Origin of the sequence: Streptomyces sp. A2-16 (assembly GCF_018128905.1) — a bacterium.
Classification (GTDB): Bacteria; Actinomycetota; Actinomycetes; order Streptomycetales; family Streptomycetaceae; genus Streptomyces.
The window spans coordinates 8682996-8707700 of sequence record NZ_CP063808.1; the positions used below are offsets into that span (position 1 = coordinate 8682996).

Here is a 24705-nt window from a genome sequence, read left to right on the forward strand (position 1 = left end):
CCGGTTGCAGAACTGACGGGTTCCTTATAACGCCCCCATCGTGTACAACAGGTCTACACCACTGAGTGGTGTAGACCACCACCCGATGGAGGAAGCGTTATGAGCACCGCCACCGAGACGGCGGCCCCCGCCAAGAAGCGGGGATCCGGTCTTTTCCAGGGCCTGCAGAAGGTCGGCCGAAGCCTGCAGCTCCCGATCGCCGTGTTGCCGGCGGCGGGGCTCTTGCTCCGGTTCGGCCAGCCCGATGTGTTCGGCAAGGACGGCTTCGGCTGGGACAAGGTCGCGTCCGTGTTCGCCACCGCCGGTGGCGCGATCTTCGACAATCTGCCGATGCTGTTCTGTATCGGCGTCGCGATCGGCTTCGCCAAGAAGTCCGACGGCTCGACCGCACTGGCGGCCCTGGTCGGCTTCCTGGTGTACAGCAACGTCCTCAAGGCGTTCCCGGTCACCGAGGCGAAGGTCCAGGCCGGCGCCGACATAGCCGCGACCTACAACAACCCCGGCGTCCTCGGCGGCATCCTGATGGGGCTGCTGTCGGCCGTGCTGTGGCAGCGCTTCCACCGCACCAAGCTGGTGGACTGGCTCGGGTTCTTCAACGGCCGCCGCCTGGTGCCGATCATCATGGCCTTCGTCGGCACCCTCATGGGCGTCTTCTTCGGGCTGGTCTGGGAGCCGATCGGTGAGGTCATCTCCGACTTCGGTGAGTGGATGACCGGTCTCGGCGCCGTCGGTGCGGGACTGTTCGGCCTGATCAACCGCGCGCTGATCCCCATCGGCATGCACCAGTTCGTGAACACCGTCTCCTGGTTCCAGCTCGGCGACTTCAAGGACGCGACGGGCACCATCGTCCACGGCGACCTGAACCGCTTCTTCGCCGGCGACCCGACGGCCGGCCAGTTCATGTCCGGCTTCTTCCCGATCATGATGTTCGGTCTGCCGGCCGCCGCGATCGCGATCGCCCACTCCGCCCGCCCCGAGCGCCGCAAGGCCGTGATGGGCATGATGATCTCGCTCGCGCTGACCTCCTTCGTGACCGGTGTGACCGAGCCGATCGAGTTCTCGTTCATGTTCATCGCGCCGGTGCTGTACGCGATCCACGCGGTCCTGACCGCCGTCTCCATGGCGGTGACCTGGGCGCTGGGCGTCCACGCGGGCTTCACCTTCTCCGCGGGCGTCATCGACTACGGGCTGAACTGGAACCTGGCCACCAAGCCATGGCTGATCATCCCGATCGGCCTGGTCTTCGGCGCCATCTACTACGTCGTCTTCCGCTTCGCCATCGTCAAGTTCAACCTCCCCACCCCGGGCCGCGAGCCCGAGGAAGAGGTCGAGGACCTCACCAAGGCGTAGGCCGGCCGTACGGCATGCGAAGGCCCCCGGAGCCCTGAACCGCTCCGGGGGCCTTCGGCATGTCGCAGGGGCTAGATGTCGTACGACACCCTCGGCGCCGCCAGGGACACCGGGCCGTCGAACACCGCGCGCGCGTCGGCGAGGTTGACCTGCGGGTCGGTCCACGGGGGGATGTGGGTGAGGACCAGGCGGCGGGCTCCTGCCCGGGTCGCCGTCTCACCCGCCTCGCGGCCGTTGAGGTGCAGGTCGGGGATGTTCTCCTTGCCGTGCGTGAAGGCGGCCTCGCACAGGAACAGGTCGGTGTCGCGGGCCAGTTCGGTCAACGCCCCGCTCAGCCCCGTGTCGCCGGAGTAGGTCAGCGACTTGCCGCCGTGCTCGACGCGGATGCCGTACGCCTCGACCGGGTGCGCCACGCGCTCGGTGTGGACCGTGAACGGCCCGATGTCGAAGGTGGACGGCTTGACCGTGTGGAAGTCGAAGACCTCGCTCATGGAGGAGGCCGTGGGGGTGTCGGCGTAGGCCGTGGTCAGACGGTGCTCGGTGCCTTCGGGGCCGTAGACCGGGATGGGGTCGCAGCGGCCGCCGTCGTGGCGGTAGTAGCGCGCGACGAAGTACGCGCACATGTCGATGCAGTGGTCGGCGTGCAGATGGCTGAGGAAGATCGCGTCGAGGTCGTAGAGACCGCAGTGGCGCTGCAGCTCGCCAAGGGCACCGTTGCCCATGTCGAGAAGCAGCCGGAAGCCGTCGGCCTCGACGAGGTAGCTCGAGCAGGCCGATTCCGCGGACGGGAACGACCCCGAGCAGCCGACGACGGTGAGCTTCATGAAACAGAAACCTCCGCTGGCGGGACTTTTCTGGGATAGAGACGGGGGTCGTGCGGTCCGTCGAGCGTAAGGCGCAAAACCTCCGGTCGCTCCTCCGCCAAGGGCTGTTGTGGGGGAACTCACCTGTGGTGTCACCGGTTCGGCTGGACCAGGGGCGCGTGAGGAGTGAGAGAGGGATCACGGGTTCCACAGAGGGCGCGCGGGGCAGATCGCGCGCCGGTAACGTCGTCCTCATGGACACGTCCTGGTGGCTCGCGCTCGCCGCAGTCGTGCTGCTCGCGCTGGTCGCCACGCTGGTGGACGGGTGGGGGCGGGGGCATCGGCCCCGAGGGCGTGCGGACCGCTCGACTCGGCCGGCCGGGCGTACGGGGCTGCGGCCGCGGCCCGCGGAGATCTGGTGGGCGAACGTGCCGTACGAGGACGGGCCCGGTGGCAAGGACAGGCCCTGTCTGGTGCTCCTGGTGCGCGGCGAGCGGGTGACGGTCGCGAAGATCACCAGCAAGTACCACGACGAGCGGACCGGGGTGATCCCGTTGCCGCCGGGTGCCGTCGGCGATGCCCGGGGGCGGGCCAGCTTCCTGGAGACGGACGAGCTGCGGGAGGTGCCGGTGCGGGACTTCCGGCGGAAGGCGGGTGTGGTGGACCCGGTCCTGTGGGACCAGGTCCGTCACCTGGCGACCTAGCGGGTCAGGCCCAGAGCTGGCCCTGCAGCGTCGCGATCGCTTCCTCCGTCGTGGCCGCCGTGTAGACGCCGGTTGACAGGTACTTCCAGCCGCCGTCGGCCACGACGAAGGCGATGTCGGCGGACTCCCCCGCCTTGAGCGCCTTGTTGCCGACGCCGATCGCCGCGTGCAGGGCGGCGCCCGTGGAGACGCCCGCGAAGATGCCCTCCTGCTGGAGGAGCTCACGGGTGCGGGTGACCGCGTCGGCCGAGCCGACCGAGAAGCGGGTGGTGAGGACGGAGGAGTCGTAGAGCTCGGGCACGAAGCCCTCGTCGAGGTTCCTGAGCCCGTACACCAGGTCGTCGTAGCGCGGTTCCGCGGCGACGATCTTCACGTCCGGCTTGTGCTCGCGCAGGTAGCGGCCGACGCCCATGAGGGTGCCGGTGGTGCCGAGGCCCGCGACGAAGTGCGTGATCGAGGGGAGGTCGGCGAGGATCTCCGGGCCGGTGGTCGCGTAGTGGGCGCCCGCGTTGTCGGGGTTGCCGTACTGGTAGAGCATCACCCAGTCGGGGTGCTCCGCGGACAGCTCCTTGGCGACCCGTACGGCGGTGTTGGAGCCGCCCGCTGCGGGGGACGAGATGATCTCGGCGCCCCACATGGCGAGCAGGTCCCGGCGCTCCTGCGAGGTGTTCTCGGGCATCACGCAGACGATCCGGTAGCCCTTGAGCTTGGCGGCCATGGCCAGCGAGATGCCGGTGTTGCCGGAGGTGGGCTCCAGGATGGTGCAGCCGGGGGTGAGGCGGCCGTCCTTCTCCGCCTGCTCGATCATGTGCAGGGCGGGGCGGTCCTTGACCGAGCCGGTGGGGTTGCGGTCCTCGAGCTTGGCCCAGATGCGTACGTCGGCGGACGGCGAGAGCCGCGGCAGGCGCACCAGAGGGGTGTTGCCCACCGCGGCCAGCGGGGAGTCGTAACGCATCGACGATCAGGCCATGCCGCCGGCCACGGCCGGCAGGATCGTGACGTTGTCGCCGTCGGTGAGCTTGGTGTTGATGCCGTCGAGGAAGCGGACGTCCTCGTCGTTCAGGTAGACGTTGACGAAGCGGCGCAGCTCGCCGCCGTCCACGATGCGGGCCTGGACGCCCGCATGCCGGGTCTCGAGGTCGGCGAAGAGCTCGGCGAGGGTGTTCCCGGTGCCCTCCACCGCCTTCTGGCCGTCGGTGTAGGTGCGGAGGATGGTCGGGATGCGGACCTCGATGGCCATGGCTCAGGGCTCCTGTCGGATGGTGTCTGGTCGGTGGGCGCGCGGCAGCGCTGGTACAGCAGGTCGTGCATGTGTGGCGCGCCGCGGCTCACGGCCGTGCGGCGGCAGGGGCAGCGTCAACAGATGGCGCTGGCGAGCCTGCACAGGTCGACGTGCAGCCGCGCCACGAGCAGGGCGCCCGGCGTCTTCTCGCTCACGTCGTTAGAAACCATGGGCTCATCGTATCGATTCCCGGCCGGGGTCCCGGAGTGTGATCTCGCATGCTGGATGAATTCTGACCGAACTGTGAGATCAGTAGGTCTCTACGACCGTGACCTCCTCCTCGGTGACCTCGCCGTCCACGATCCGGTAGGAGCGGAACTGGAAGTCGCCGAGGCCGTCGGTGTCGGCGGTGGAGACGAGGACGTAGTGGGCGCCGGGCTCGTTGGCGTAGGAGATGTCGGTACGGGACGGGTAGGCCTCGGTGGCGGTGTGGGAGTGGTAGATGACCACCGGCTCCTCGTCGCGGTCGTCCATCTCGCGGTAGAGCTTCAGCAGGTCGCCGGAGTCGAACTCGTAGAACGTGGGCGACATGGCCGCGTTGAGCATGGGGATGAAGCGCTCGGGCCGGTCCGACCCCGCCGGTCCCGCGACGACTCCGCACGCCTCGTCGGGGTGGTCCTTGCGCGCGTGCGCGACGATCCGGTCGACGAGGTCCTGGGTGATGGTCAGCATGGGGAAAAGGATAAGCAGAGGGCCGCTTCGTACCGAGGGACGGTACGAAGCGGCCCACATGCCGGACACTCACCCGCGCAGCCGCGGCCGGCGGGCTAACCGATCTTCTCGAACTCCGACTCCGGCCGTGCGGCGATCCCCGGGTTGCGGGACTTCAGCACGGCCCAGCCCACGCCCAGCGCCGCGGCCCAGCCGGCCATCACGTACAGGCACACCCGTGAGTCGGCGTCGTACGCGATCAGGCAGGTCACGAAGAGCAGGAACACGATGGCGATCCAGCTGCCGACCGAGCCGCCCGGGGCCGGGAAGGAGGAGGCGGGCAGGCGGCCGGCCACCACCTCGCGGCGGTAGCGCACATGGCTGATCAGGATCATCAGCCAGGTCCAGATGCCCGCCGCGGTGGCGACCGAGACGACGTATCCGAAGGCCTTCTCCGGCACGACGTAGTTCAGGACCACGCCGATGCCCATGAAGAGCACGGAGACCGTGATGGCCAGTGCCGGGGTGCGGGTCACGGAGAGCTTGTTGAAGGCCTGCGGCGCCTCTCCGCTGTCGGCCAGGGTGCGCAGCATGCGGCCCGTGGAGTACATGCCGGAGTTGCAGGAGGACAGGGCCGCGGTGAGGACGACGAAGTTCACGATGCCGGCGCCCGCCGGGATGCCGATCACGGCGAACGCCTTCACGAAGGGGCTGACGCCGGCCGCGAACTCGGTCCACTTGACCACGCACAGGATGACGGTGAGGGCGCCGACGTAGAAGAGGCCGATCCGCCAGGGCAGGGTGTTGATCGCCTTGGGCAGGGTCTTCTCGGGGTTCTCGGACTCACCGGCGGTGACGCCGACCAGCTCGACGGCGAGGTAGGCGAACATCACGCCCTGCAGGGTCATCAGGGACGAGCCGATGCCCTTGGGGAAGAAGCCGTCGAAGGCCCAGAGGTTGGAGACCGCGGCGGTGTCACCGGCGGCGCTGAAGCCGAAGGTGAGGACGCCGAGGCCGATCACGATCATGCCGATGAGGGCGGTGACCTTGATCATCGAGAACCAGAACTCGATCTCGCCGAACAGCTTCACCGAGATCAGGTTGGCCACGAACAGGACGACCAGGAAGACCAGGGCCGTCGTCCACTGGGGGACGGCCGGGAACCAGTAGTTGACGTAGATCGCGGCGGCGGTGAGTTCCGCCATGCCGGTGACGACCCACAGCAGCCAGTACGTCCAGCCAGTGAAGTAGCCGAAGAACGGGCCGAGGAATTCGCGGGAGTACTCCGCGAAGGAGCCGGAGACCGGGCGGTAGAGCAGCAGCTCGCCCAGTGCCCGCATGATGAAGAAGATGATCACGCCGGCGACGGCGTACATCAGGATGAGGCTCGGACCCGCCTTGGCGATGTTCGCCCCGGCGTTGAGGAAGAGGCCGACGCCGATGGCGCCGCCGATCGCGATCATCTGGACCTGGCGGCTGCCGAGTCCGCGCTCGTACCCCTCTTCGGAGGTCTTCTCCGAGTCCGAGCCTGTGTCGACCTGAGCGGAGGTCATGTGGTGGTGCGCCTTTCTCCATGCCGAACCGGGCCTCTCGTCGGCCTCGGATCGGTTCTCGATCCCCCCGGATGATGGAGCGGTGCCTGGCCGGCGATCACCGGCTCGGTGGCGCACCCGGCCGAACATTCGGGTGGTGTTCGCCCGGGCGGTCGTGAAGATTTATCACGGCCGCAACGTTGATCGCCCGAGCGGCATGTGGCGCAGGACACAGGAAGAAGCGGACAAACGGCGCCCGGAATGCGCGAAAGCCGTCAGTGCGGTGACGTGATCGTTATCCGGATTTGAGCGTCCTCTGAGCGAACACAGAACCGTCACATTTCACGGCATAAGCGTTGTCACGAGGGTCTCCTGGAGGCCGCCCAGCCACAGATACGCCATCACCATCGGCTTGCGGGGGTCCTCGTCCGGGAGCCGGTAGAGGAGGTCGGTGTCCTCCTCGTCGGTGATGTCGAGGCGGGAGCCGATCGCGAGCCTCAGGTCGTTGAGGGCGCCGAGCCACTGCTGGGACTCGGGCGTGGACAGCTTGAGGACCGCCCCGCCGTCGCCCGCGACATGAAGCGCGTCCAGGGTGCGGACCACCGCGAGGGCGTTCTCGCGCTTGCCGGCCCGCAGGTCGTTCTCGGTGTAGCGGCGGAACTCCGAGGAGTAGGCCCGCTGCTCCTCGGCCTGCTTGGCCTCGGGGGTGCCCTCGGGGTCGCTGTAGGCGTCCGGGAAGAGCCGCTTGAGCACCGGGTCGGAGGGCGGCTCGCTCGGCCCGTCCGCGAAGAGCTCGGCGAGCGGGTCGTCGGGGGCGTCCTCGGCGGGCCCCGGGCCGATGAGTTCCAGGAGCTGGACGGCCAGCGACCGGATGATGGAGATCTCGACGTCGTCGAGGGCGACGGCCGCGCCGCCGCCGGGGAGCGGTTCGAAGGTTCCTGGCATCAGGGTTTGTCGCTACTTCCGGTCCTGCTGAAGGGTGGCCCACAGACCGTAGCCGTGCATGGCCTGCACGTCGCGTTCCATCTCCTCGCGGCTTCCGCTGGAGACCACCGCGCGGCCCTTGTGGTGGACGTCGAGCATCAGCTTGGTGGCCTTGTCCTTCGTGTAGCCGAAGTACGACTGGAAGACGTAGGTCACGTAGCTCATGAGGTTGACCGGGTCGTTGTGGACGATCGTGACCCAGGGAACGTCCGGCTCGGGGACGGCGAAGACCTCTTCCGCCGACTCGGTGCGTTCGATCTCTACGGGAGCGGGTGACGTCACACGGCCCATGCTGCCACGCACCCCACAAATCGTCACACTGACGCGAAGTGGGGTAGCATCTCTTGTTATGAACACAGCGGACCTTGGGCTGCCGGTGGACGTTCCCTCGACGGCGCTCTTCACGGACCAGTACGAGCTGACGATGCTGCAGGCCGCCCTGAAGGCGGGTACCGCCGAACGGCGCAGTGTCTTCGAGGTCTTCACCCGGCGGCTGCCGGACGGGCGGCGCTACGGCGTCGTCGCGGGCACCGGCCGGGTGCTGGACGCGGTGGAGAACTTCCGTTTCGACGCGGACGTGCTCGGCTTCCTGCGGGAGCGGGACATCGTCGACGAGGAGACCCTGGACTGGCTCGCCTCCTACCGCTTCAGCGGTGACATCTGGGGCTACCCGGAGGGCGAGGTGTACTTCCCCGGCTCGCCGATCATGCGAGTGGAGGGCTCCTTCGCCGAGTGCGTGCTCCTGGAGACCGTGATCCTGTCGATCCTCAACCACGACTCCGCGATCGCCGCGGCCGCCTCCCGGATGTCCTCGGCAGCGGGCGACCGGCCGCTGATCGAGATGGGCGCCCGCCGCACCCACGAGCTGTCCGCGGTGGCCGCCGCCCGCGCCGCCTACGTCGGCGGTTTCGCCACCACCTCCGACCTCGCCGCCGGTTTCCGCTACGGCATCCCCACGGTCGGCACCTCCGCCCACGCCTTCACCCTCCTGCACGACCAGGAGCGGGACGCCTTCCAGGCCCAGGTGGACTCGCTGGGCCGGGGCACGACCCTGCTGGTGGACACGTACGACGTCACCGAGGCCGTCCGTACGGCCGTCGAGGTCGCCGGGCCCGAGCTGGGGGCCGTGCGCATCGACTCCGGAGACCTGCTCCTGGTCGCCCACCGGGTGCGGCAGCAGCTGGACGAGCTGGGCGCGAAGGGGACGCGGATCATCGTCACCTCCGACCTCGACGAGTACGCCATCGCCTCGCTGGCCGCGGCCCCGGTGGACGCGTACGGCGTCGGCACCCAGCTGGTGACCGGGTCCGGGCACCCGACCGCCTCGATGGTCTACAAGCTGGTCGCGCGCGCCGAGTCCGACGACCCGAAGGCGTCGCTGATCCCGGTCGCGAAGAAGTCGTCCGGGGGCAAGACCTCGGTCGGCGGCCGCAAGTGGGCGGCCAGGCGGCTGGACGCGGAGGGGTACGCGGAGGCCGAGGTGGTGGGCACCGGGCCGGTGCCGCCGGGGCTCGCGGAGCGGCAGCTGCTGGTGGAGCTGGTCAAGGGCGGCGAGGTCGTCGCCCGCGAGCCGCTGGACGTCGTACGGGACCGGCACGCCGCCGCCCGGGCCAACCTGCCGCTGTCGGCGACCCAGCTCTCGCGCGGGGAGCCCGTCATTCCGACGGAGTATGTCAACGGGCGCACGGGTAACTAGCGGCTGTCGCCCCGAACGCGCCCGTCCATGCCCCCTCCCGCCCGGTCCCCGAAGTCTCTAGGCTCGTAAGTTCACTCTTAGTCGAAGGACACCCACCATGCGCCGCGCCTTGATCGTCGTCGACGTGCAGAACGACTTCTGCGAGGGAGGCAGTCTCGCGGTGGCCGGAGGTGCCGATGTGGCCGCCGCCGTCACCGAACTGATCGGGCAGGCGGCGGGCTCCGGCTACCAGCACGTGGTGGCCACCCGCGACCACCACATCGCCCCCGGGGGCCACTTCGCCGACAACCCCGACTTCGTGCACTCCTGGCCCGCGCACTGCGTCGCCGGGACCGAGGGGGTCGGCTTCCACCCGAACTTCGCTCCGGCCGTCGCCTCCGGGGCGATCGACGCGGTCTTCGACAAGGGGGCGTACGCGGCGGCGTACAGCGGCTTCGAGGGCGCCGACGAGAACGGCGTCACGCTGGGCGACTGGCTGCGGGCGCGCGAGGTCTCGGAGGTGGACGTGGTCGGGATCGCCACGGACCACTGCGTACGGGCCACCGCCCTGGACGCGGCCCGGGAGGGCTTCCGCACCCACGTCCTCCTCGACCTCACCGCCGGAGTCGCCGAGGCGACGACCGAACGGGCGATCGAGGAGCTGCGGGAGGCGGGCGTGGAGCTCTCCGGGAAGCCGGTCGTCTAGGGAACGGCCGCTCGGCGGGAAGCAGGTCGTCCGGAGCGGCCGCGCGGTGGCGGGGCCGGCGCTCAGACCGGTGCCGTCGGCCTCCTCAGCAGTGACCTGATCGGATGCCACAGCTCCTGGACCAGCTCGGGTCCGCCCGCGACAGCGTTGTCAGGGGCAGTACGCCATATCAGCCCGTCCGGGTGGTGGAGCACGGCCGTGATCTCGTCCGGGGTCGGGGGCGCGCCGTTGCCGCGCAGGTACACCGCGCGCAGCCCCAGATTGCGCAGCCTGGTCAGGGCGCGCGCCCGGTTGTGGGCGTGGACGAGTACCCGCACGCTGCCGTAGCCGTCGGCGGGCGGGCGGGGCAGGTTCAGCGCCACCACCACCCTGCCGTTCGGCAGCTTGCAGAAACCTCCTGCGGCCATGCGGTCACACCCCCGTGTGCGTCGGTGTCAATAAGGAAGCCACAGGACGCACCTAAACACGATCGGCGGCAACCCGCCAGGGGTTGCCGCCGATACGCTTCTGACCTGCGGTTTTACTTCTTCTTGGCCGAAGGTCCGACCTGGAGCGTGATCGTCGAGCCGTTCAGGGGCTCCTTGACGATCTTGATCCGGGTGTTGGTGTCAGTGATGTTGACCCCGGCGAGCGGGTTCGTCGCGTCGTAGTAGTTCGACGTGCCGTCGTCGAAGACCGGGACGCCCGGCTTGGACTTGATCTTCGTCGGGACGTCGGCCTTGTGGAGCGTGATGCCGTCCGTCGGGTACCAGCTGAAGGTCGAGTCGTAGGCCTGGATGCGGTTGCGCATCAGCGTGCCGTCGGACCACTTCAGCGCGGTCGGGTGGGAGTCGATCGGCAGGATCAGACCCCGGCCGGGGTGGGCGCTGGTGTTGTCGTCCTTCTGGGAGGTGTCCCACTTCCAGATCAACAGGCCGTTCTGGTAGGCGTAGTGCTCCACCCAGTCCGGACGGGTCGTGGAGAACCCGTAGTTGTACGGGCCGACCTTCAACACCTTGTCGTACGACACGTATTGGCGGTTCTCGGCGATGTAGTACTGCGCGTACTCATCGGTGAAGGACGCGCCGACCCGGCGGAAGCCCTTCGCCGTCCAGGCCGTGTCCGCGCTCTCCGCGTTGTCCGAGAAGAGGGCCGTGCCGTCCGCGGTCACCGTGATCTCGTCGGCCGCGAAGCCCTTGAGGGAGGTGCCGCCGTCGGTGGCGTAACGGAAGCGCAGGCTGACCTTCTTGCCCGCGTAGGCGTTCAGCGGGTAGGTCAGCTTCTGGTAGGCCTCGACCGAGCCGGTGAGGGCCGGCTTGCCGCTGCCGTCCCGCGGGATCGCGGTGCCGTCGGCCAACGTGCCGTCGATCGGGGTGTAGTTGGCGCCGCCGTCGGTGGAGACCTCGGCGTACAGGTAGTCGTAGTCCTGCTCGATGTCCCACCAGCCGTCGAGGGTGAGAGACGCGGCGGACTTGCCGGTGAGGTCGACCGTGCGGGTCAGGGTGTTCTCGAGGTCGTCGCCGGTGTCGCTCCACCACTGGGTGGCGCCCTGCGCCGGGGTGGTCACCTCGGTGGTGACCGACTTCTTCGGCAGCTGGACCACGAGGGCCTGCGGGTTCTTGGTGTTGTACTCCGCGACGCCCAGCTTGTGGCTCGAGCGCTTGCCGGCCTTGGCCACCTCGTAGTCCAGCCAGCCCAGTTGGAGCTTGTCCCAGGCGTTCATGTCGCCGGGCAGGTCGCCGATCGAGTCCTTGCCCGTGCCGAGCCAGGAGCCGGAGGACATCAGCGTCCAGAAGCCGGTGGAGTTCTCGCCGCCACCGGAGGTGTCGTACTCGTCGGGCAGGCCGAGGTCGTGGCCGTACTCGTGGGCGAAGACGCCCAGGCCGCCGTTCTCGGGCTGGATGGTGTAGTCGCCGACCCAGACGCCGGTGTCGCCGATCTGGGTGCCGCCGCGCTTGTTGGTGTCGGGGCCGGTGACACCCTTGTCGGTGCCGAACGCGTACCAGCGGTGCGCCCAGATGGCGTCCTCGCCCTGGGCGCCGCCGCCCGCGGACTCGTCCTCGCCGGCGTGCACGATCTGGAAGTGGTCGATGTAGCCGTCGGGCTCGTTGAAGTCGCCGTCGCCGTCGAAGTCGTAGCGGTCCCACTGGTCGAACTCGGCGAGTTCCGCGGATATCTCGGCGGCCGTGTCACCGGCGGCCTCGCGCTCCGCGACCCAGGCGTTGACGCCGTCCTGGACCGCGTACCAGGCACCGGTCGCGGCGTCGTTGGAGCCGTAACGGGCCTCGTTGTAGGGCACCTTGACCCAGTCGGTGACCTCGCCGTCGACCGAGTAGCGGCCCGAGGACTGCTTCTCGTAGTACGACTTGAGCGTGGCGTTGCCGTCGCCGAAGTACAGGTCCTGGTAGTGGGCCCGGTCGAAGTCGGCCTGCCAGTCGGTGCTGTTGTTCGTCTTGCGGTCCGGCGCCTCTATCCGGTTGTGCAGCGGGCCGGGCGTGCCGCCGTAGCGGGGGTCGACCTGGTCGCCGAACTCGACGAGGATCGTGAAGATCTTGTCGGTCTTCTCGCGGCCGAGCTCGACGTACTTGCTGTCGCCCTTGCGGCCCTTGAGCTGGACGACCTTCGAGCCGTCCTTCTCCTTGACCGTGGCCTGGCCGGCGATGACCTGCTGGAGCGCCTCCTCGCGCTGGGCGTCCTGTGTACGGCTGTAAGGGCCGTCGAAGTCGTGCTCCCTGGCCTTCGCCGGCTGCGGGTCCTGCCGGTCTGCCGCGGAGGTCTTCGCGGGCTTGTCCGCGGCCTGTGCGACGGCGAACGTCGAGAACGTGGCCGAGGCCGCGGCTATCGCCACGACCGTCGCGGCCGTCCTGAACGTCCAGGATCTGTCAGTCACTTGTACCTCTCCCCTATCAGGCAAGTGACCGGTATTTGACTAAAGGTTGGGGAGAAAAGACAGACCTTGACTTGGACCCGTCAAATGTATTATCGGGAGCTGGTGTTCGTATTGCGGACACATGACCGCAACAGAACGGGCGCGCACAGATGTCCACTTGGTGGACGCCATGACTCCGTGCGCCCCCTGTGCTCCGGCACTGTTGGTTAGGTCACGCTTACCGTTCGTTCCACTCGGGCAGACAGGCGATTAGAGTCGATTGGCGGAACGCCCGGATGTCGGCGGAATGCCAGGCCGACACCCCCCGTGGACCCCCAATTCCGAGGACACGATTGCCATGCCTCGTCCGACCGCCGCACAGCTCGCCTACGGTTCGATCACCGTCATCTTCTCGACGCTCGCCATGCTGCTGCTGTCAGAGACGAGTTCGGCCGTGGGGACAGCGGTCATCGCCGTCTCGGCGCTCGCCCTCGGCCTGCTGGTCGCCATGACGGTGCCCCAGCCCAAGCCCCGCGTCGTCGCGGTGAGCAGGCCCGTCGAGCAGCCGACGCAGGAGCCCGTACCCGCGGCGGCCACCAGCTCCAAGACGGCCGCCTGAACCCGAGTTCGCCGCACCGCGCGCCGCTCTCCGGGGCGAACTGGACCGTACCCCCCGACCCCTGCGCTGAGTGTGGCGACCCGAGGTCACGGTCTGGGCGCGCCGCGCGGGGCAGTTGCCCAGCGCCGGCGGCCACCAGCTCCAAGACGGCCGCCTGAACCCGAGTTCGCCGCACCGCGCGCCGCTCTCCGGGGCAAGCTGGACCGCACCCCCGATCCCTGCGTCGAGCGCACCGACCGGAGAACACGACCCGGCGTTCCAGCACCACGCCCCCGGGCCACGCCGACCCCGGCTCACACCGAGCGCGCCGGCCCGAAGTCACGGCTCTGGGCGCGCCGCGCGGGAGCAGTTGCCCGGCGGCTGCGCCCATGTTCCGGGCCGTGGGTGCCCCGGGAGGCGGTGGGTCAGACGGTGACCACCACCGTCTTCGCCGCCTTGTCGTGCAGGCCCTGCTTGTAGGGCTTGTCGAAGTAGCTCCAGCCGCCGGAGATGGCGGTCCAGATGCAGGCGCAGCAGAAGGCGAAGGGGATCCACAGGACCGCCGAGCGGATCAGCGTGGTCTGCACGGAGGGCGTGGAGCCGTTGTCGAGGTTCGCCACCCGCATGCCCAGCCACTTCTTGCCGAGCGTCTGCCCGGACCGGGACATCAGGACGGTGTCGTAGGCGATGTAGAGCACCGCGGCGAGCGCCGACTGGGCCAGCGACTTGCCGTACTGCATGTCGTCGCTGTCCACGTTGTACTCGCTCACCCCGAAGCCCCAGGTGATCAGCCAGACGACGATGCCCACCAGGATCAGGTCGATGATCCGGGCGAGCGTGCGCCTGCCGCTGGGGGCCAGCGGGGGCATGCCGGCCAGCGGGTCGGTGGGTCCGCCGCCGTACGGGTCACCGGCGCCGTAGGGACTTCCGCCGTACGACGGCGGTGGCGGTGGGGTGTTGTACGGCGATCCCGAGCCCTCGGCAGGCGGGGGCTGCTTCCTGAACGGGTCGTCATCCGGCTGCTGCGGGCCGGGGCCGGGGGGCGGTTCACTGCTCATGGCCCGAGTCGACCGCGAACCCCCCGGCTCCGCATCCGGCGAGCGGCCGTCCGGAGTACCGAATCCTGTACGCCGTTCGAGGGACCCGCTCAGCCCGCCACGAACGTATGCGCCGCTTTGTCGTGCCAGCACTGGTGCCACGGCCGGTCGAACAGGCACCAGGCGACGCCCACGAGGCCGATGCCGAGCAGGCCCGGAACGCTGTAGACGAGCCAGCGACGCAGGGACGCGCCGAACTCCGGGGGCTCGTGGCCCTCGATGTCCCGCACCTCCAGACCGAGCAGCTTCTTGCCGAGGGTGCGGCCCCACTTCGCGGTGGGCAGCGCCTCGTACAGCACACCGGCGACGAGGAGCACGGCGACCACGATGCCGAGGTACACCGACGTGGTGCCGTCGAGGAGCCAGACCGTCACGGTCCGCCCGGACAGCTTGGCCGCGTCGATCTTCTCGTTGATGTGGTCGGCCGCCTTGGTGCCGAGGGGGACGGCGGCCACGGCGGTGATCGCGCCGACGACCAGGGTGTCGAGGAGCCGTGCGGCCAGACGCTTGCCGAGTCCGGCGGGCCTGGCGGAGGCCTGGCGGCGGGCGGCGGCCTGAAAGATGTCCTCGACCGGCGGCTTCCAGGGCGCGGGCTGCTCCTCGTCGGGCCCGGCGAGCCGGTGCACCTGCTGCGCCCAGGAGGGCTGACCGCCACCGGGGCCCTGGCTCATGGGGGTGGCGGCCACCTGGGCTCCGACGCCCTGCTGGGGCACGCCCGGAGGGGCCGTCTGCGGGCCGGAGGCGGGGGCGGACTGCTGGGGGCCTGGCAGGGCCGTAGCGGCGGCGGAGGCGGGACCCTGGGGGCCCGCGGCGGCGCGCTGGGCGGCGGCCTTGCCGGCCCCGAAACCGGGTGCACCGGAGTTCTCGGGGGTGGCGGTGCCGCCCGCCGCGGAGGGCTGGGCGCCGACGGCGGGGCCGCCCTGCGCGGTGGGACCGGAATACGCGGGTCCGGGCGTGCTCCCGTTCTGCGCCCCGGGACCCGCGCCCTGCTGCGCCGTGCGCGGGGAGAGCGCGCGGAACGTCATGGTGCCCTCGTCGGACTGCCGGGCGGCTCCCGCTCCCCCGGACGCGGCCGCGGGCCTGCGGAAGACGCGGGTGCCGCCGTCCTCGTCCGGCTCGGCGGGCGGGATCGTCGCCGTGCCGTCAGTACGGGCCGCGTGCCCGTCCGGCCGGGCCGGGGAGGAGTCGCCGACGGGCCGCCCCGGGCCGGGCACCCTGGGGTCGGCGCCCTGCGGAGTCTGTGGCACGCCGTGCTGAGCGCCCTGCGGCCCCTGCTGGGCCCCTTGCGGAGGAATCCCCTGAGGCGTCCCCTGCTGGGCCTGCGGGGACCCCCACGAGACCCGGCGGTCCTGGTCGCCGCCGAAGCCCGCCTGGTGGGCCCGGTCGGCGGCCCACGCGGACGCGGGTTCGGGACGGCTGCCGTGCTGGGTGTCCGGGTGCGGGGGTGCCTCGGCCGGGTCCTCGTCGAAGAAGTGCGGGCCCGTCTCTTCCACCGGCGACGGGGCCGGCGCGGGGCCGCTGCCGGGCGGGGGCGCGAGCGGTTCGCCGTCCGCCGGGGCGGGACGGCTGGTGCCCGGCACCCAGGAGGCGCCGTTCCAGTAACGGACATATCCAGGAATGGACGGGTCCGGGTAATAGCCCTCGCGGGGCCTGTCGTCACCGGGTGCCGGGGTTGGGGCGCTCATGTCCGTCGTCCCGTATCTGCTCGGGGGTCAATAGAGGGGGCTCCACATCTATCAGACCGGCGCAAGACCCACCGCCAGTCCCACCGGACCCACCCCTTTTGAGCACGAGCGTGATACCGCCGGAAAAAAGTTCGCCGAACCCGCGTAATGATCCCGGCCCCTCCCCTCTCTCCACTCGTACGGGCCCACCGCAGGACCCGCACGAGAGCCGAGAGAGGAACGAACGACATGCACCACACGGTGGTAGAGCGCGAACTGGAGCTCAAACTCATCCTGTCGCCCGAGCGCAGCATCCCGGTCCCGGCCCGGCTGGGCTACCGCAGCGACGACCCCTTCGCCGTCCACGTCACCTTCCACATCGGCTCGGACCACCCGGTCCACTGGACCTTCGCCCGCGAACTCCTCGTGGAGGGGGTGTTCCGCCCGTGCGGGCACGGGGACGTGCGGGTGTGGCCGACGAAGGTCGCCGGCCGCGGTGTCGTGCTGATGGCGCTGAGCTCCCCCGACGGCGACGCCCTCCTGGAGGCCCCGGCCGCCCAGGTCTCGGCCTGGCTGGAGCGCACGCTGAGGGCGGTCCCCCCGGGCTCCGAGGCGGAGCAGCTCGGCATCGACGACGGCCTCGCCGAGCTGCTGGCCCGTACCCCGGCCGACGACCTGTGGCTGTGCGACCCGTGGCCGAGCGACGAGTCGGCGGACGGGGAGTGAGCCGTACCGCGAGGTCTCAGAACAGCTTGCCCGGGTTCAGGATCCCCAGCGGGTCGAAGACCCCCTTCACCGCCCGCTGCATCTCCAGCCCCACCGGTCCGATCTCGCGCGCCAGCCACTCCTTCTTCAGTACGCCCACCCCGTGCTCCCCGGTGATCGTGCCGTCGAGCTCCAGGCCGAGCGCCATGATCTCGTCGAAGGACTCGCGGGCCCGGCGGGACTCGTCCGGGTCGGCGGCGTCGAAGCAGACCGTGGGGTGGGTGTTGCCGTCTCCGGCGTGGGCGACGACACCGATGGTGAGCCCGTACTTCTCGGCGATCCGCTCGGTCCCTTCGAGCATCTCGCCGAGCCGCGAGCGGGGCACGCACACGTCGTCGATCATCGTGGTGCCCTTGACCGCTTCGAGGGCAGTCAGGGACAGCCTGCGGGCCTGGAGGAGCAGCTCGGACTCGGCCGCGTCGTCGGCCGGGACGACCTGGGTGGCGCCCGCGGCCTCGCACAGCGCGCCGACGGCGGCGAGGTCGGCCGCCGGGTCCGTGGTGTCGAAGGCGGCCAGGAGGAGCGCCTCGGTGGTCTCCGGGAGCCCCATGTGCGCCAGGTCGTTGACCGCTTTGACCGTCGTACGGTCCATCAGTTCGAGGAGGGACGGCACGTGCCCGCCCTCCATGATCCGGCACACCGCGTCGCAGGCGGCGGCCCCGGAGGCGAACTCGGCGGCCAGCACCAGCTGCGCGGGCGGCTTCGGCCGGAGCGCCAGGACCGCCCGGACGACGATGCCGAGCGAGCCCTCGGAGCCGACGAAGAGGCGGGTCAGGTCGTATCCGGCGACTCCCTTGGCGGTGCGGCGGCCCGTGGACATGAGCCGTCCGTCGGCGAGGACGACGTCCAGTCCGAGGACGTACTCCGCCGTCACCCCGTACTTCACACAGCACAGCCCGCCGGACGCGGTGCCGATGTTGCCGCCGATCGTGCACATCTCCCAGCTGGAGGGGTCCGGCGGGTAGTAGAGGCCGAGTTCGTCGACCGCGCGGGAGAGGGTCGCGTTGACGACGCCTGGTTCGACGACGGCGATGCGGTCGACCGGGTTGATCTCCAGGACGCGGTCCATCCTGGTCAGGGACAGCACGATGCAGCCGTCGGAGGCGTTGGCCGCGCCCGACAGGCCCGTGCGGGCGCCCTGGGGGACGACGGGGACGCGCAGTTCGGTGGCGACGCGCATGACGTGCTGGACCTGTTCGACCGTGCGCGGCAGGACGACCACGGCGGGGATGCCGGCCGGGCAGAAGCTCGCCATGTCGTTGGCGTAGGCGGCCGTGACGTCCGGGTCGATGAGGACGGCCTCGGCGGGCAGACCGCTGAGCAGGCGGTCCACCAGGTTGCCGGTGACCTCGTCGCGGGGGGCTTCGATACGGCTCATGATCACAGCGTCGCACCGGGGGCCATCGGTGTGAACCCCACCAACGGCAGCTGCCGGATGCCGGGGTGGGCTCGTCGTACTGACGCACAGTGAGCGCCATGGAGAACCAAGCCACGCAGAACCGGCCGAAGGAGCTGCCGCAGGAGCGCCCGGAGGAGCGCCGGGCCCGGCTGCACGGACGGGTGGTGATCGCCGCGCTCGCGGGCTGCGCGGTGCTCGGTACGGTGCTGATGCTGCTGCCCGCCGAGCCTCCGGCGGCCCGCGCTCCCGCCCCGGCCCCGGGGGCCCAGGCGCTGACGGCGGTCACGGCCGGGGTGCCGGCCGCCCTGCCCGACCTGGCGGCGCTGATCGGTGAGCGGGAGAGCCATCTGCGCGGGCACCCCGGGGACGCCGAGTCGTGGGCGGTGCTGGGGACGGCGTACGTCGAGCAGGGGCGGCGTACGGCCGACACGGCGTTCTATCCGAAGGCCGAGGACGCGCTGCGGACGTCCCTGAAGGTGCGCAGGAGCGCGGGGGCCCTCGGAGGTCTGGCCGCTCTCGCGAACGCGCGCCGGGACTTCGGGGCCGCGCGGACCTGGGCCGAGGCGGCACGGCGGCTGGAGCCGAAGCGGTGGACGACATATCCGGCGCTGATCGACGCGTACACCGGGCTCGGCGACTACAAGGCGGCCCATCGGACGCTGGAGCGGCTGCTGGAACTGCGCTCGGGTCCCGCGGTGATGGCCCGGGCGGCGGCCGTGTACCGGGACCGTGGGTGGCGTGAGGACGCGGCGGCTCAGCTGTCCGACGCGGCGGCGGGGGCGCGGGCGCCGGCCGAGCGGGCCGCGTATCTGGAGCGGGCGGGGCAGCTCGCGTGGGAGCGCGGCGACCGCGAGAACGCGCTGCGGTACTTCCAGGAGGCGGTCCGGCTCGACCCCGACCAGCGGGCCGCGCAGGCCGGGCAGGGGCGGGCGCTGGCGGCGCTGGGCCGCACGACGGAGGCCCTGAACGCCTACCGGATGGCGTTCGCGAAGCAGCCGCTGCCGCAGTACGCCCTGGAGCTGGGCGAGTTGTACGAGTCACTGGGGCTGGGGCAGGCGGCCCGGGTGCAGTACGACCTGCTGCGGGCGGCGGCGGAACGCGCGGCGGCGGGCGGCGCCGACGAGGAGCTGGTGCTCGGGCAGTTCGAGGCGGACCACGGCGAACCGGCCGCGGCCGTACGGCGGTTGCGGGCCGAGTGGCGACGGCAGCCGGGGATCGCGGTGGCCGACGCGCTGGGCTGGGCGCTGCACCGGGCGGGCGCGGACCAGGAGGCCCTGCGGTACGCCCGGATCGCGACCGACAAGGCGCACGGGGGCGGGGTGCGCAGTGCGCCGTACGCCTATCACCTGGGCATGATCGAGCGGGAGCTGGGACAGTACGCCCCCGCGCGCCGGCACCTCGAGGAGGCCCTGCGGATCAACCCCTGGTTCTCGCTCTCGCGGGCGCGGGCGGCGCGGGAGGCGTTGGCGGCCCTGGGGGACGTGCCGGACGAGGGCGTGCCGGTGATGGACGCGAAGGGGGTCACACCGCGGCCGTACCGATGAGGGCGTTCCGCGTCACCAGCGCGGCGAGCTCCTGCTCGCCGAGTGCTTCCGTGCCCTCGGGCCTGCGGGGCAGGACCATGTAGCGGGTCTCCGCGCTGGAGTCCCAGACCGTGATCTCGGTGTCGGCGGGCAGTTCCAGGCCGAACTCCCGCAGGACGGCACGGGGTTCGCGGACCACGCGGGAGCGGTAGGCCTCGGACTTGTACCAGCTGGGGGACGGGCCCAGGAGGCGGAGCGGGTAGCAGGAGCAGAGGGTGCAGACGATGACGTTGTGCAGGGACCCGGTGTTCTCCACGACCCGCAGGCGCTGGTACGAGCCGTCCATGAAGCCGAGTTCCTGGACGGCGGCGGTGCCGTCCGCGAGCAGGCGGGCCCGGTAGGAGTCGTCGGTCCAGGCGCGGGCCACGACCTGGGCCCCGTTCGCCGGGGAGGACTCCGCGAGGAACGCGTCGATCGCCTCGTCCAGCCGCTCGCCGGTGATCAGCCCCTTCTCCTCCAGGAGGGTTTCCAGTCGCCGTACCCGCCGGGCGATCGTCGCATCGGTGTGGTGGTCACCGCTCATCGGGCCCCGCTCCCTTCGTCCGCTTCCAAGTAGCTTTCCCACAGGTCCAGTACGACGTGGTGGTCGCCCTCGCCCCACAGGTCGCGGGCCTCGAAGCGGACCGCGTAGATCTGCTCGACGGGTGCGTCCCCGCGCCCCCGGGCGCTGATGTCGGGCAGTTCGTCCGGGCCCTCCGGCTCGACGACCACGCCCTGTTTGCCGCGCGCGTACCGCGGCAGGCGGGTGTGGTGGGGCGGGTCGTGGCGGTAGGTGCGGACGCGGGTGCCGGGCGGGAAACGGTCGGGGGGTGCCGGGTGCGCGTCAGTCATCGAGCTCACCCGGCTCGAGCACGCCCTTGCGTTCCAGCAGGGCGCAGATCGCGGTGAACCAGCGCTCGTAGTAGGACGCCGCCAGGTACTCAGCCGGCGGCATCGACTCGATCGCGTCCCGGAACTCGTTGGTGTTGAAGAGCCCTTGTGCGCGCAGGGTGTTGAAGAGCCCGACCACCCGGGCCTCCCAGTCCGCGTGGAAGGGCTCGGTGTCGTCGGTGGTGTCGATCGCGCCGAACCCCTGCGTGCCGCCCACGTCGTTGATCCTGGCCATACGGCCAGCCTACGAGCGTTCCGCGGACTGCGGCTTGCGGTAGAGCGAGAATCGCCGGATGCCCACCGGACCCGAGGCGAGCCCCGGGTACAGCCGTGGGGTGCCGGCCAATGGGTACAAGTGGTCGCTGTAGAGGGCGTACCGCGGCGTGGTCGCGGGTCACGAAGGCGTCGAGGTCCCGGGTCCGGTGGCGGGGCTCGTTGTCGACGCGGTGGCGGACAGCCACGCGCTTCGACGTCATGCACACCGACGGCTGGTTGTCGGTGGACCCGGCGATCGGCCTGCGGACGGCGACGTCCTCGCCGGTGCGGGTGGCGCCGTCGAGGAGGCGGAAGCGGGTGACGCGCTGGCCGTAGCCCTTCTGCGCGGCGGCCTCGGCCCGGATCCACACGGTGCCGTCGGCGGCGTTCTGCGCGCCCATGCGGGTCGCCCTGCTCGCCGCTGCCCGGCGCGAGTTCGTCGCAGGCGAAGGACTGGAGGACCGTGGCCTCGTGGAGCGGCTTCTTCCGCAGCCGGTGGTCGGCCGGTACGGACAGGTCGAAGCGGTCGGTCACGGTCCCCCTTCGATCATCGGGGGCTAGAGGTTGCCCCGCTTCTCCTGCTCTCGTTCGATGGCCTCGAAGAGCGCCTTGAAGTTGCCCTTTCCGAAGCCCATCGAGCCATGCCGTTCGATGAGTTCGAAGAACACGGTGGGCTTGTCCTGGACCGGCTTGGTGAAGATCTGGAGCAGGTAGCCGTCCTCGTCGCGGTCGGCGAGGATCTTCAGCTCCCGGAGCGTGTCGACGGGGACGCGGGTGTCGCCGACCCACTCGCCGAGGGTGTCGTAGTAGGAGTCCGGGGTGTCGAGGAACTGGACTCCCGCCGCCCGCATGGTCCGCACGGTCTGCACGATGTCGTTGGTGTTCAGCGCGATGTGCTGGACGCCCGCGCCGCCGTAGAACTCCAGGTACTCGTCGATCTGGGACTTCTTCTTGGCGATGGCGGGCTCGTTGATCGGGAACTTCACCTTGAGGGTGCCGTCGGCCACGACCTTCGACATCAGCGCGCTGTACTCGGTGGCGATGTCGTCGCCCACGAACTCCTTCATGTTCGTGAAGCCCATGACCTTGTTGTAGAAGCCGACCCACTCGTTCATCCGGCCGAGCTCGACGTTGCCGACGCAGTGGTCGACGGCCTGGAAGGTGCGGTGGGCGGGCGGCTCCACGATCGGGGCGGCCTCGGTGTAGCCGGGCAGGTACGGGCCGTCGTAGCCGCTGCGCTCGACCAGGGTGTGGCGGGTTTCGCCGTAGGTGGCGATCGCGGCGAGGACGACGGTGCCGTGCTCGTCCTTCAGCTCGTACGGCTCGGCGACCGAGCGGGCGCCGTGCTCGACGGCGTAGGCGTGGGCGCGGCGGGCGTCCGGGACCTCGATGGCGAGGTCGATCACCCCGTCGCCGTGCTCGGCCACGTGCTGGGCGAGGAAGTGGCCCCAGGGGGTGGCGGGCTTGATGACCGAGGTGAACACGAACCGGGCGGAGCCGTTCTCCAGCACGTAGCTCGCGGTCTCGCGGCTGCCGTTCTCCGGTCCGGAGTAGGCGACGAGCCGCATGCCGAAGGCGGTCGAGTAGTAGTGCGCCGCCTGCTTGGCGTTGCCGACGGCGAAGACGACCGCGTCCATTCCCTTGACCGGGAAGGGGTCGGCCTGCCGGGCGGTGTCGGGAGTGCGGTGTGTGGTCTGCGTCATGCTCGAAGCCTGGCTCCGCCCGGCAAGGTGCGCAATAGTTCGCATATCCACTGGACAATCTGTTCAGCAGTACGGCCGTGAAGACGGCCTTTCTGTACAGGATGACCAACGCTGCGGGAGGCTGCCGTGGGGATCGACGAGCTGGACGGGCGGATCATCGTGCTCCTCGCGCGCGAGCCGCGGATCGGGGTGCTGGAGATGTCCCGGCGACTGGGGGTGGCCCGCGGGACCGTACAGGCGCGCCTGGACCGGCTTCAGTCGAACGGGGTCATCCGGGGATTCGGTCCGCAGGTCGATCCGGCGGCCCTCGGCTACCCCGTGACTGCGTTCGCCACGCTCCAGATCCGGCAGGGCCAGGGGGCCGACGTGCGGGCGCACCTGGCGACCGTGCCGGAGGTCCTGGAGCTGCACACCACCACCGGCAGCGGGGACATGCTGTGCCGACTGGTGGCCCGCTCCAACGCCGATCTCCAGCGCGTGATCGACCGGGTCGTCGGTTTCGACGGGATCGTCCGGGCCGCCACCGCGATCGTCATGGAGAACCCCGTTCCGCTGCGGATCATCCCGCTGGTGGAGCAGGCGGCGGATCCGGCCCTTCGGGAGTGACCGCGCGAGTTACAAAGAAGCCGTTGCAAAGGACTCTTTGCAACGCTATCTTTGTACGCATGCCGGAAGAGCCAGACGTACGGAAACTCGACGCCCGTTCACTGCGCGGGCTGGCCCATCCCCTGCGGATGGAACTGCTCAACGCCCTGCGCCGGCGCGGTCCCGCGACCGCGTCGATGCTCGCCGAGCGCCTGGGCGAGTCCAGCGGCGCGACCAGCTACCACCTGCGCCAGCTCGCCGAGCACGGCTTCATCGCGGACGCCCCGGAGCACGGGAAGGGGCGCGAGCGGTGGTGGAAGGCCGTGGACCAGGGACTGACCTTCGACACCGCCGAGTTCGAGGGCGCGGGACCGGAAGTGCGCGGGATGGCGGAGATCTACCTGCACGAGGTGGCCGCCACCCACGCCCGCGAGCTGTCCGGCTGGCTCAGCACCCGGGACCGCTGGCCGGCCGAGTGGGCCCAGAGCTCCGACATGAGCGACATGACGCTCCAGCTCACCCCCGAGCTGGCCGCCGAACTCATCGGCAGGATGCACGCCCTGATCAACGACTACCGCGGCCGGGTCACCGACGAGGACCCCGGCACCGAGCAAGTACGCGTCCACACGCACCTGTTCCCCTCCGCCACGGACTGAAGGAGCCCCGCCATGCACACCGGAACCCACCTCGCCCAGCACCACCTCCGCGCCGCGGACCTGCGCGCCGAGGCCGACGCCTACCGCCTCGCCGCCGAGGCCAGGCGGCCGCACGCCATCCGGACCCGGCTCGGCTGGACCCTCGTGGAGGTCGGACTCCGGCTGGCCTCCTCCCCCCGGCCGGCCCTCGCGCACTAGCAGGCGGGGACGGACCCCTTCCCCGACTCCAGTGCGGTCAGCGCACTCACCGCCCCCTTCAGGGACTTCACCGGAATCAGCCGCAGCCCCTTCGGCAGCTCCGCCTTCGCGTCGGCGCACTCCTCCTTCGGGACCAGGAACACCGTCGCCCCGTCCCGCTTCGCGGCCTGCGTCTTCAGCGCCACGCCGCCCACCGCTCCGACCGTGCCGTCCTCGTCGATCGTCCCCGTCCCGGCGATGGTGCGGCCGCCCGTGAGGTCGCCCCCGGCGCCGTCACCGTCGAGCTTGTCGATGATCCCCAGCGTGAACAGCAGCCCCGCGCTCGGCCCGCCGACGTCCGCGAGCTTCAGCGTGACCTTCACCTTCCCGTCGTTCAGGTCCAGGTACTTCAGCGCCGCCTCGGTCGCCGCGTCCTGGGACTCCTTCATCTGCGCGGTGTTGTGCTCCTCGATCTCCTTGACGCTCTGCCCGCTCGGGTAGACCGCGTCACGGGGCATGACCGCCCGGTCGGTGCGGAACCAGCTGTCGAAGAGGTCACCGAGCGAGACATGGGTGTCGGGCCCGGTCGCCTCGATGGTCGTCATCCGCAGCTGCCCGCTCGTCGCACGGGTTCTGGCCCCGGCGATCGTGATCACCTCCGCGCCCTTGTTGTCGCCGAGGACGTTCGCCGTCATCCCGGGCTGCGCCAGCGAGAACGGCAGCGGCACGAAGAGGGCCGTGGCGATCAGCGCCACGACGGGCAGGGCACAGACGGCGACGGCCCGGGGGCGCGTGAGGCGAGAGAGCACGGGATCAAT

28 protein-coding genes are annotated in these 24705 nt (G+C 70.5%); 10 read left to right on the forward strand and 18 right to left on the reverse strand.

Annotated elements, in window-relative coordinates; all coding sequences use genetic code 11:
* The first annotated feature begins 99 nt into the window (after positions 1 to 99).
* Positions 100 to 1350 (forward strand): PTS transporter subunit EIIC, encoded by a 1251-nt coding sequence (locus IOD14_RS38985; RefSeq protein ID WP_123989594.1) that lies wholly within the window; start codon positions 100 to 102, stop codon positions 1348 to 1350.
* Positions 1351 to 1421: 71 nt separating this feature from the next.
* On the opposite strand, the gene IOD14_RS38990 is transcribed toward IOD14_RS38985, so the two are convergent.
* A complete protein-coding gene (locus IOD14_RS38990) occupies positions 1422 to 2174 on the reverse strand; it encodes an MBL fold metallo-hydrolase (protein ID WP_123989595.1) in 753 nt (250 codons plus the stop codon).
* Between the two features lie 233 nt (positions 2175 to 2407).
* Here IOD14_RS38990 and IOD14_RS38995 point away from each other — a divergent pair, with 233 nt between their 5' ends.
* Entirely contained in the window at positions 2408 to 2857 is a 450-nt protein-coding gene (locus IOD14_RS38995) for a type II toxin-antitoxin system PemK/MazF family toxin (RefSeq protein WP_123989596.1), read from the forward strand.
* A gap of 4 nt (positions 2858 to 2861) precedes the next feature.
* On the opposite strand, the gene IOD14_RS39000 is transcribed toward IOD14_RS38995, so the two are convergent.
* From IOD14_RS39000 to clpS, 7 genes are all read right to left on the reverse strand, one after another.
* Entirely contained in the window at positions 2862 to 3812 is a 951-nt protein-coding gene (locus tag IOD14_RS39000; protein WP_123989597.1) for a cysteine synthase, read from the reverse strand.
* A 6-nt stretch (positions 3813 to 3818) separates the two neighbouring features.
* Positions 3819 to 4097, reverse strand: a complete 279-nt coding sequence (locus IOD14_RS39005) for a MoaD/ThiS family protein (RefSeq protein ID WP_123989598.1) — start codon at positions 4095 to 4097, stop codon at positions 3819 to 3821.
* 116 nt (positions 4098 to 4213) lie between these two features.
* The gene (locus IOD14_RS44945; RefSeq protein WP_348540871.1) at positions 4214 to 4309 is read right to left on the reverse strand and encodes a putative leader peptide; all 96 of its coding nucleotides are present in this window, start codon (positions 4307 to 4309) and stop codon (positions 4214 to 4216) included.
* A 79-nt stretch (positions 4310 to 4388) separates the two neighbouring features.
* Positions 4389 to 4811 (reverse strand): M67 family metallopeptidase, encoded by a 423-nt coding sequence (locus tag IOD14_RS39010; RefSeq protein ID WP_123989599.1) that lies wholly within the window; start codon positions 4809 to 4811, stop codon positions 4389 to 4391.
* A 95-nt stretch (positions 4812 to 4906) separates the two neighbouring features.
* Complete coding sequence (locus IOD14_RS39015) at positions 4907 to 6343, reverse strand: amino acid permease (RefSeq protein WP_123989600.1); 1437 nt, start codon at positions 6341 to 6343, stop codon at positions 4907 to 4909.
* Positions 6344 to 6664: 321 nt separating this feature from the next.
* Positions 6665 to 7267, reverse strand: a complete 603-nt coding sequence (locus IOD14_RS39020; protein ID WP_123989601.1) for a DUF2017 domain-containing protein — start codon at positions 7265 to 7267, stop codon at positions 6665 to 6667.
* A 12-nt stretch (positions 7268 to 7279) separates the two neighbouring features.
* Positions 7280 to 7597 (reverse strand): ATP-dependent Clp protease adapter ClpS, encoded by a 318-nt coding sequence (gene clpS, locus IOD14_RS39025; protein ID WP_123992669.1) that lies wholly within the window; start codon positions 7595 to 7597, stop codon positions 7280 to 7282.
* A 58-nt stretch (positions 7598 to 7655) separates the two neighbouring features.
* Here clpS and IOD14_RS39030 point away from each other — a divergent pair, with 58 nt between their 5' ends.
* Both IOD14_RS39030 and IOD14_RS39035 read left to right on the forward strand, forming a co-directional pair.
* Positions 7656 to 9002: a nicotinate phosphoribosyltransferase gene (locus IOD14_RS39030; RefSeq protein WP_212672778.1), complete on the forward strand. Its 1347-nt coding sequence runs from the start codon at positions 7656 to 7658 to the stop codon at positions 9000 to 9002.
* Between the two features lie 97 nt (positions 9003 to 9099).
* A complete protein-coding gene (locus IOD14_RS39035) occupies positions 9100 to 9687 on the forward strand; it encodes an isochorismatase family protein (RefSeq protein WP_123989603.1) in 588 nt (195 codons plus the stop codon).
* Between the two features lie 62 nt (positions 9688 to 9749).
* Here the strand turns inward: IOD14_RS39035 and IOD14_RS39040 are convergent, their stop codons facing one another.
* The gene (locus IOD14_RS39040; protein WP_123989604.1) at positions 9750 to 10094 is read right to left on the reverse strand and encodes a hypothetical protein; all 345 of its coding nucleotides are present in this window, start codon (positions 10092 to 10094) and stop codon (positions 9750 to 9752) included.
* A 113-nt stretch (positions 10095 to 10207) separates the two neighbouring features.
* On the reverse strand, positions 10208 to 12556 hold the full coding sequence (locus IOD14_RS39045) for an immune inhibitor A domain-containing protein (RefSeq protein ID WP_123989605.1): 2349 nt from the start codon (positions 12554 to 12556) through the stop codon (positions 10208 to 10210).
* Positions 12557 to 12893: 337 nt separating this feature from the next.
* On the opposite strand from IOD14_RS39045, the gene IOD14_RS39050 reads away from it, so the two are divergent.
* Positions 12894 to 13154 carry a hypothetical protein gene (locus IOD14_RS39050; RefSeq protein ID WP_123989606.1) on the forward strand — a complete coding sequence of 87 codons (261 nt, stop codon included), beginning with the start codon at positions 12894 to 12896 and terminating at the stop codon, positions 13152 to 13154.
* A 404-nt stretch (positions 13155 to 13558) separates the two neighbouring features.
* On the opposite strand, the gene IOD14_RS39055 is transcribed toward IOD14_RS39050, so the two are convergent.
* Both IOD14_RS39055 and IOD14_RS39060 read right to left on the reverse strand, forming a co-directional pair.
* Positions 13559 to 14191 (reverse strand): RDD family protein, encoded by a 633-nt coding sequence (locus tag IOD14_RS39055; protein WP_123989607.1) that lies wholly within the window; start codon positions 14189 to 14191, stop codon positions 13559 to 13561.
* An 89-nt stretch (positions 14192 to 14280) separates the two neighbouring features.
* Positions 14281 to 15915 (reverse strand): RDD family protein, encoded by a 1635-nt coding sequence (locus IOD14_RS39060; protein ID WP_212672779.1) that lies wholly within the window; start codon positions 15913 to 15915, stop codon positions 14281 to 14283.
* A gap of 228 nt (positions 15916 to 16143) precedes the next feature.
* On the opposite strand from IOD14_RS39060, the gene IOD14_RS39065 reads away from it, so the two are divergent.
* Positions 16144 to 16620, forward strand: a complete 477-nt coding sequence (locus IOD14_RS39065) for an SsgA family sporulation/cell division regulator (protein WP_123989609.1) — start codon at positions 16144 to 16146, stop codon at positions 16618 to 16620.
* A 16-nt stretch (positions 16621 to 16636) separates the two neighbouring features.
* Here the strand turns inward: IOD14_RS39065 and IOD14_RS39070 are convergent, their stop codons facing one another.
* Positions 16637 to 18043, reverse strand: a complete 1407-nt coding sequence (locus IOD14_RS39070) for an FAD-linked oxidase C-terminal domain-containing protein (protein ID WP_123989610.1) — start codon at positions 18041 to 18043, stop codon at positions 16637 to 16639.
* 92 nt (positions 18044 to 18135) lie between these two features.
* Here IOD14_RS39070 and IOD14_RS39075 point away from each other — a divergent pair, with 92 nt between their 5' ends.
* A complete protein-coding gene (locus tag IOD14_RS39075) occupies positions 18136 to 19602 on the forward strand; it encodes a tetratricopeptide repeat protein (protein WP_212672780.1) in 1467 nt (488 codons plus the stop codon).
* Here the strand turns inward: IOD14_RS39075 and nthA are convergent.
* From nthA to hppD, 4 genes are all read right to left on the reverse strand, one after another.
* Positions 19580 to 20164: a nitrile hydratase subunit alpha gene (gene nthA / locus IOD14_RS39080; protein ID WP_212672781.1), complete on the reverse strand. Its 585-nt coding sequence runs from the start codon at positions 20162 to 20164 to the stop codon at positions 19580 to 19582. The two genes, IOD14_RS39075 and nthA, sit on opposite strands and share 23 nt — an antisense overlap.
* On the reverse strand, positions 20161 to 20472 hold the full coding sequence (locus IOD14_RS44820) for an SH3-like domain-containing protein (protein WP_123989613.1): 312 nt from the start codon (positions 20470 to 20472) through the stop codon (positions 20161 to 20163). The genes nthA and IOD14_RS44820 overlap by 4 nt, the downstream gene beginning before the upstream one ends.
* Positions 20465 to 20746 carry an SH3-like domain-containing protein gene (locus IOD14_RS44825; RefSeq protein WP_123989614.1) on the reverse strand — a complete coding sequence of 94 codons (282 nt, stop codon included), beginning with the start codon at positions 20744 to 20746 and terminating at the stop codon, positions 20465 to 20467. Before IOD14_RS44825 ends, IOD14_RS44820 begins: the two co-directional genes overlap by 8 nt.
* Before the next feature lie 577 nt (positions 20747 to 21323).
* On the reverse strand, positions 21324 to 22469 hold the full coding sequence (gene hppD, locus IOD14_RS39095; RefSeq protein WP_123989615.1) for a 4-hydroxyphenylpyruvate dioxygenase: 1146 nt from the start codon (positions 22467 to 22469) through the stop codon (positions 21324 to 21326).
* 126 nt (positions 22470 to 22595) lie between these two features.
* Here hppD and IOD14_RS39100 point away from each other — a divergent pair, with 126 nt between their 5' ends.
* From IOD14_RS39100 to IOD14_RS39110, 3 genes are read left to right on the forward strand one after another with little or no spacing between them, the layout of a single operon-like run.
* Positions 22596 to 23075, forward strand: a complete 480-nt coding sequence (locus IOD14_RS39100) for an Lrp/AsnC family transcriptional regulator (RefSeq protein ID WP_212672782.1) — start codon at positions 22596 to 22598, stop codon at positions 23073 to 23075.
* Positions 23076 to 23134: 59 nt separating this feature from the next.
* Positions 23135 to 23710, forward strand: a complete 576-nt coding sequence (locus IOD14_RS39105) for a helix-turn-helix domain-containing protein (RefSeq protein ID WP_123989617.1) — start codon at positions 23135 to 23137, stop codon at positions 23708 to 23710.
* Between the two features lie 12 nt (positions 23711 to 23722).
* Positions 23723 to 23908 (forward strand): hypothetical protein, encoded by a 186-nt coding sequence (locus IOD14_RS39110; RefSeq protein ID WP_123989618.1) that lies wholly within the window; start codon positions 23723 to 23725, stop codon positions 23906 to 23908.
* Here IOD14_RS39110 and IOD14_RS39115 read toward each other — a convergent pair.
* Complete coding sequence (locus IOD14_RS39115; RefSeq protein ID WP_123989619.1) at positions 23905 to 24696, reverse strand: S16 family serine protease; 792 nt, start codon at positions 24694 to 24696, stop codon at positions 23905 to 23907. The genes IOD14_RS39110 and IOD14_RS39115 overlap by 4 nt on opposite strands.
* Positions 24697 to 24705: the final 9 nt, after the last annotated feature.

Excerpts from the sequence above, each read along its gene's own strand:
- IOD14_RS39030 (WP_212672778.1), top strand. The coding sequence starts at position 7,656 with ATGAACACAGCGGACCTTGGGCTGCCGGTGGACGTTCCCTCGACGGCG.
- IOD14_RS39020 (WP_123989601.1), bottom strand. The coding sequence starts at position 7,267 with ATGCCAGGAACCTTCGAACCGCTCCCCGGCGGCGGCGCGGCCGTCGCC.
- IOD14_RS39105 (WP_123989617.1), top strand. The coding sequence starts at position 23,135 with ATGCCGGAAGAGCCAGACGTACGGAAACTCGACGCCCGTTCACTGCGC.
- hppD (WP_123989615.1), bottom strand. The coding sequence starts at position 22,469 with ATGACGCAGACCACACACCGCACTCCCGACACCGCCCGGCAGGCCGAC.
- IOD14_RS38995 (WP_123989596.1), top strand. The coding sequence starts at position 2,408 with ATGGACACGTCCTGGTGGCTCGCGCTCGCCGCAGTCGTGCTGCTCGCG.
- IOD14_RS39015 (WP_123989600.1), bottom strand. The coding sequence starts at position 6,343 with ATGACCTCCGCTCAGGTCGACACAGGCTCGGACTCGGAGAAGACCTCC.
- IOD14_RS39040 (WP_123989604.1), bottom strand. The coding sequence starts at position 10,094 with ATGGCCGCAGGAGGTTTCTGCAAGCTGCCGAACGGCAGGGTGGTGGTG.
- IOD14_RS39005 (WP_123989598.1), bottom strand. The coding sequence starts at position 4,097 with ATGGCCATCGAGGTCCGCATCCCGACCATCCTCCGCACCTACACCGAC.
- IOD14_RS38985 (WP_123989594.1), top strand. The coding sequence starts at position 100 with ATGAGCACCGCCACCGAGACGGCGGCCCCCGCCAAGAAGCGGGGATCC.
- clpS (WP_123992669.1), bottom strand. The coding sequence starts at position 7,597 with ATGGGCCGTGTGACGTCACCCGCTCCCGTAGAGATCGAACGCACCGAG.
- IOD14_RS39035 (WP_123989603.1), top strand. The coding sequence starts at position 9,100 with ATGCGCCGCGCCTTGATCGTCGTCGACGTGCAGAACGACTTCTGCGAG.
- nthA (WP_212672781.1), bottom strand. The coding sequence starts at position 20,164 with ATGAGCGGTGACCACCACACCGATGCGACGATCGCCCGGCGGGTACGG.
- IOD14_RS39110 (WP_123989618.1), top strand. The coding sequence starts at position 23,723 with ATGCACACCGGAACCCACCTCGCCCAGCACCACCTCCGCGCCGCGGAC.
- IOD14_RS38990 (WP_123989595.1), bottom strand. The coding sequence starts at position 2,174 with ATGAAGCTCACCGTCGTCGGCTGCTCGGGGTCGTTCCCGTCCGCGGAA.
- IOD14_RS39050 (WP_123989606.1), top strand. The coding sequence starts at position 12,894 with ATGCCTCGTCCGACCGCCGCACAGCTCGCCTACGGTTCGATCACCGTC.
- IOD14_RS39010 (WP_123989599.1), bottom strand. The coding sequence starts at position 4,811 with ATGCTGACCATCACCCAGGACCTCGTCGACCGGATCGTCGCGCACGCG.
- IOD14_RS39000 (WP_123989597.1), bottom strand. The coding sequence starts at position 3,812 with ATGCGTTACGACTCCCCGCTGGCCGCGGTGGGCAACACCCCTCTGGTG.
- IOD14_RS44945 (WP_348540871.1), bottom strand. The coding sequence starts at position 4,309 with ATGGTTTCTAACGACGTGAGCGAGAAGACGCCGGGCGCCCTGCTCGTG.
- IOD14_RS39055 (WP_123989607.1), bottom strand. The coding sequence starts at position 14,191 with ATGAGCAGTGAACCGCCCCCCGGCCCCGGCCCGCAGCAGCCGGATGAC.
- IOD14_RS39075 (WP_212672780.1), top strand. The coding sequence starts at position 18,136 with ATGGAGAACCAAGCCACGCAGAACCGGCCGAAGGAGCTGCCGCAGGAG.
- IOD14_RS44820 (WP_123989613.1), bottom strand. The coding sequence starts at position 20,472 with ATGACTGACGCGCACCCGGCACCCCCCGACCGTTTCCCGCCCGGCACC.
- IOD14_RS39065 (WP_123989609.1), top strand. The coding sequence starts at position 16,144 with ATGCACCACACGGTGGTAGAGCGCGAACTGGAGCTCAAACTCATCCTG.
- IOD14_RS44825 (WP_123989614.1), bottom strand. The coding sequence starts at position 20,746 with ATGGCCAGGATCAACGACGTGGGCGGCACGCAGGGGTTCGGCGCGATC.
- IOD14_RS39060 (WP_212672779.1), bottom strand. The coding sequence starts at position 15,915 with ATGAGCGCCCCAACCCCGGCACCCGGTGACGACAGGCCCCGCGAGGGC.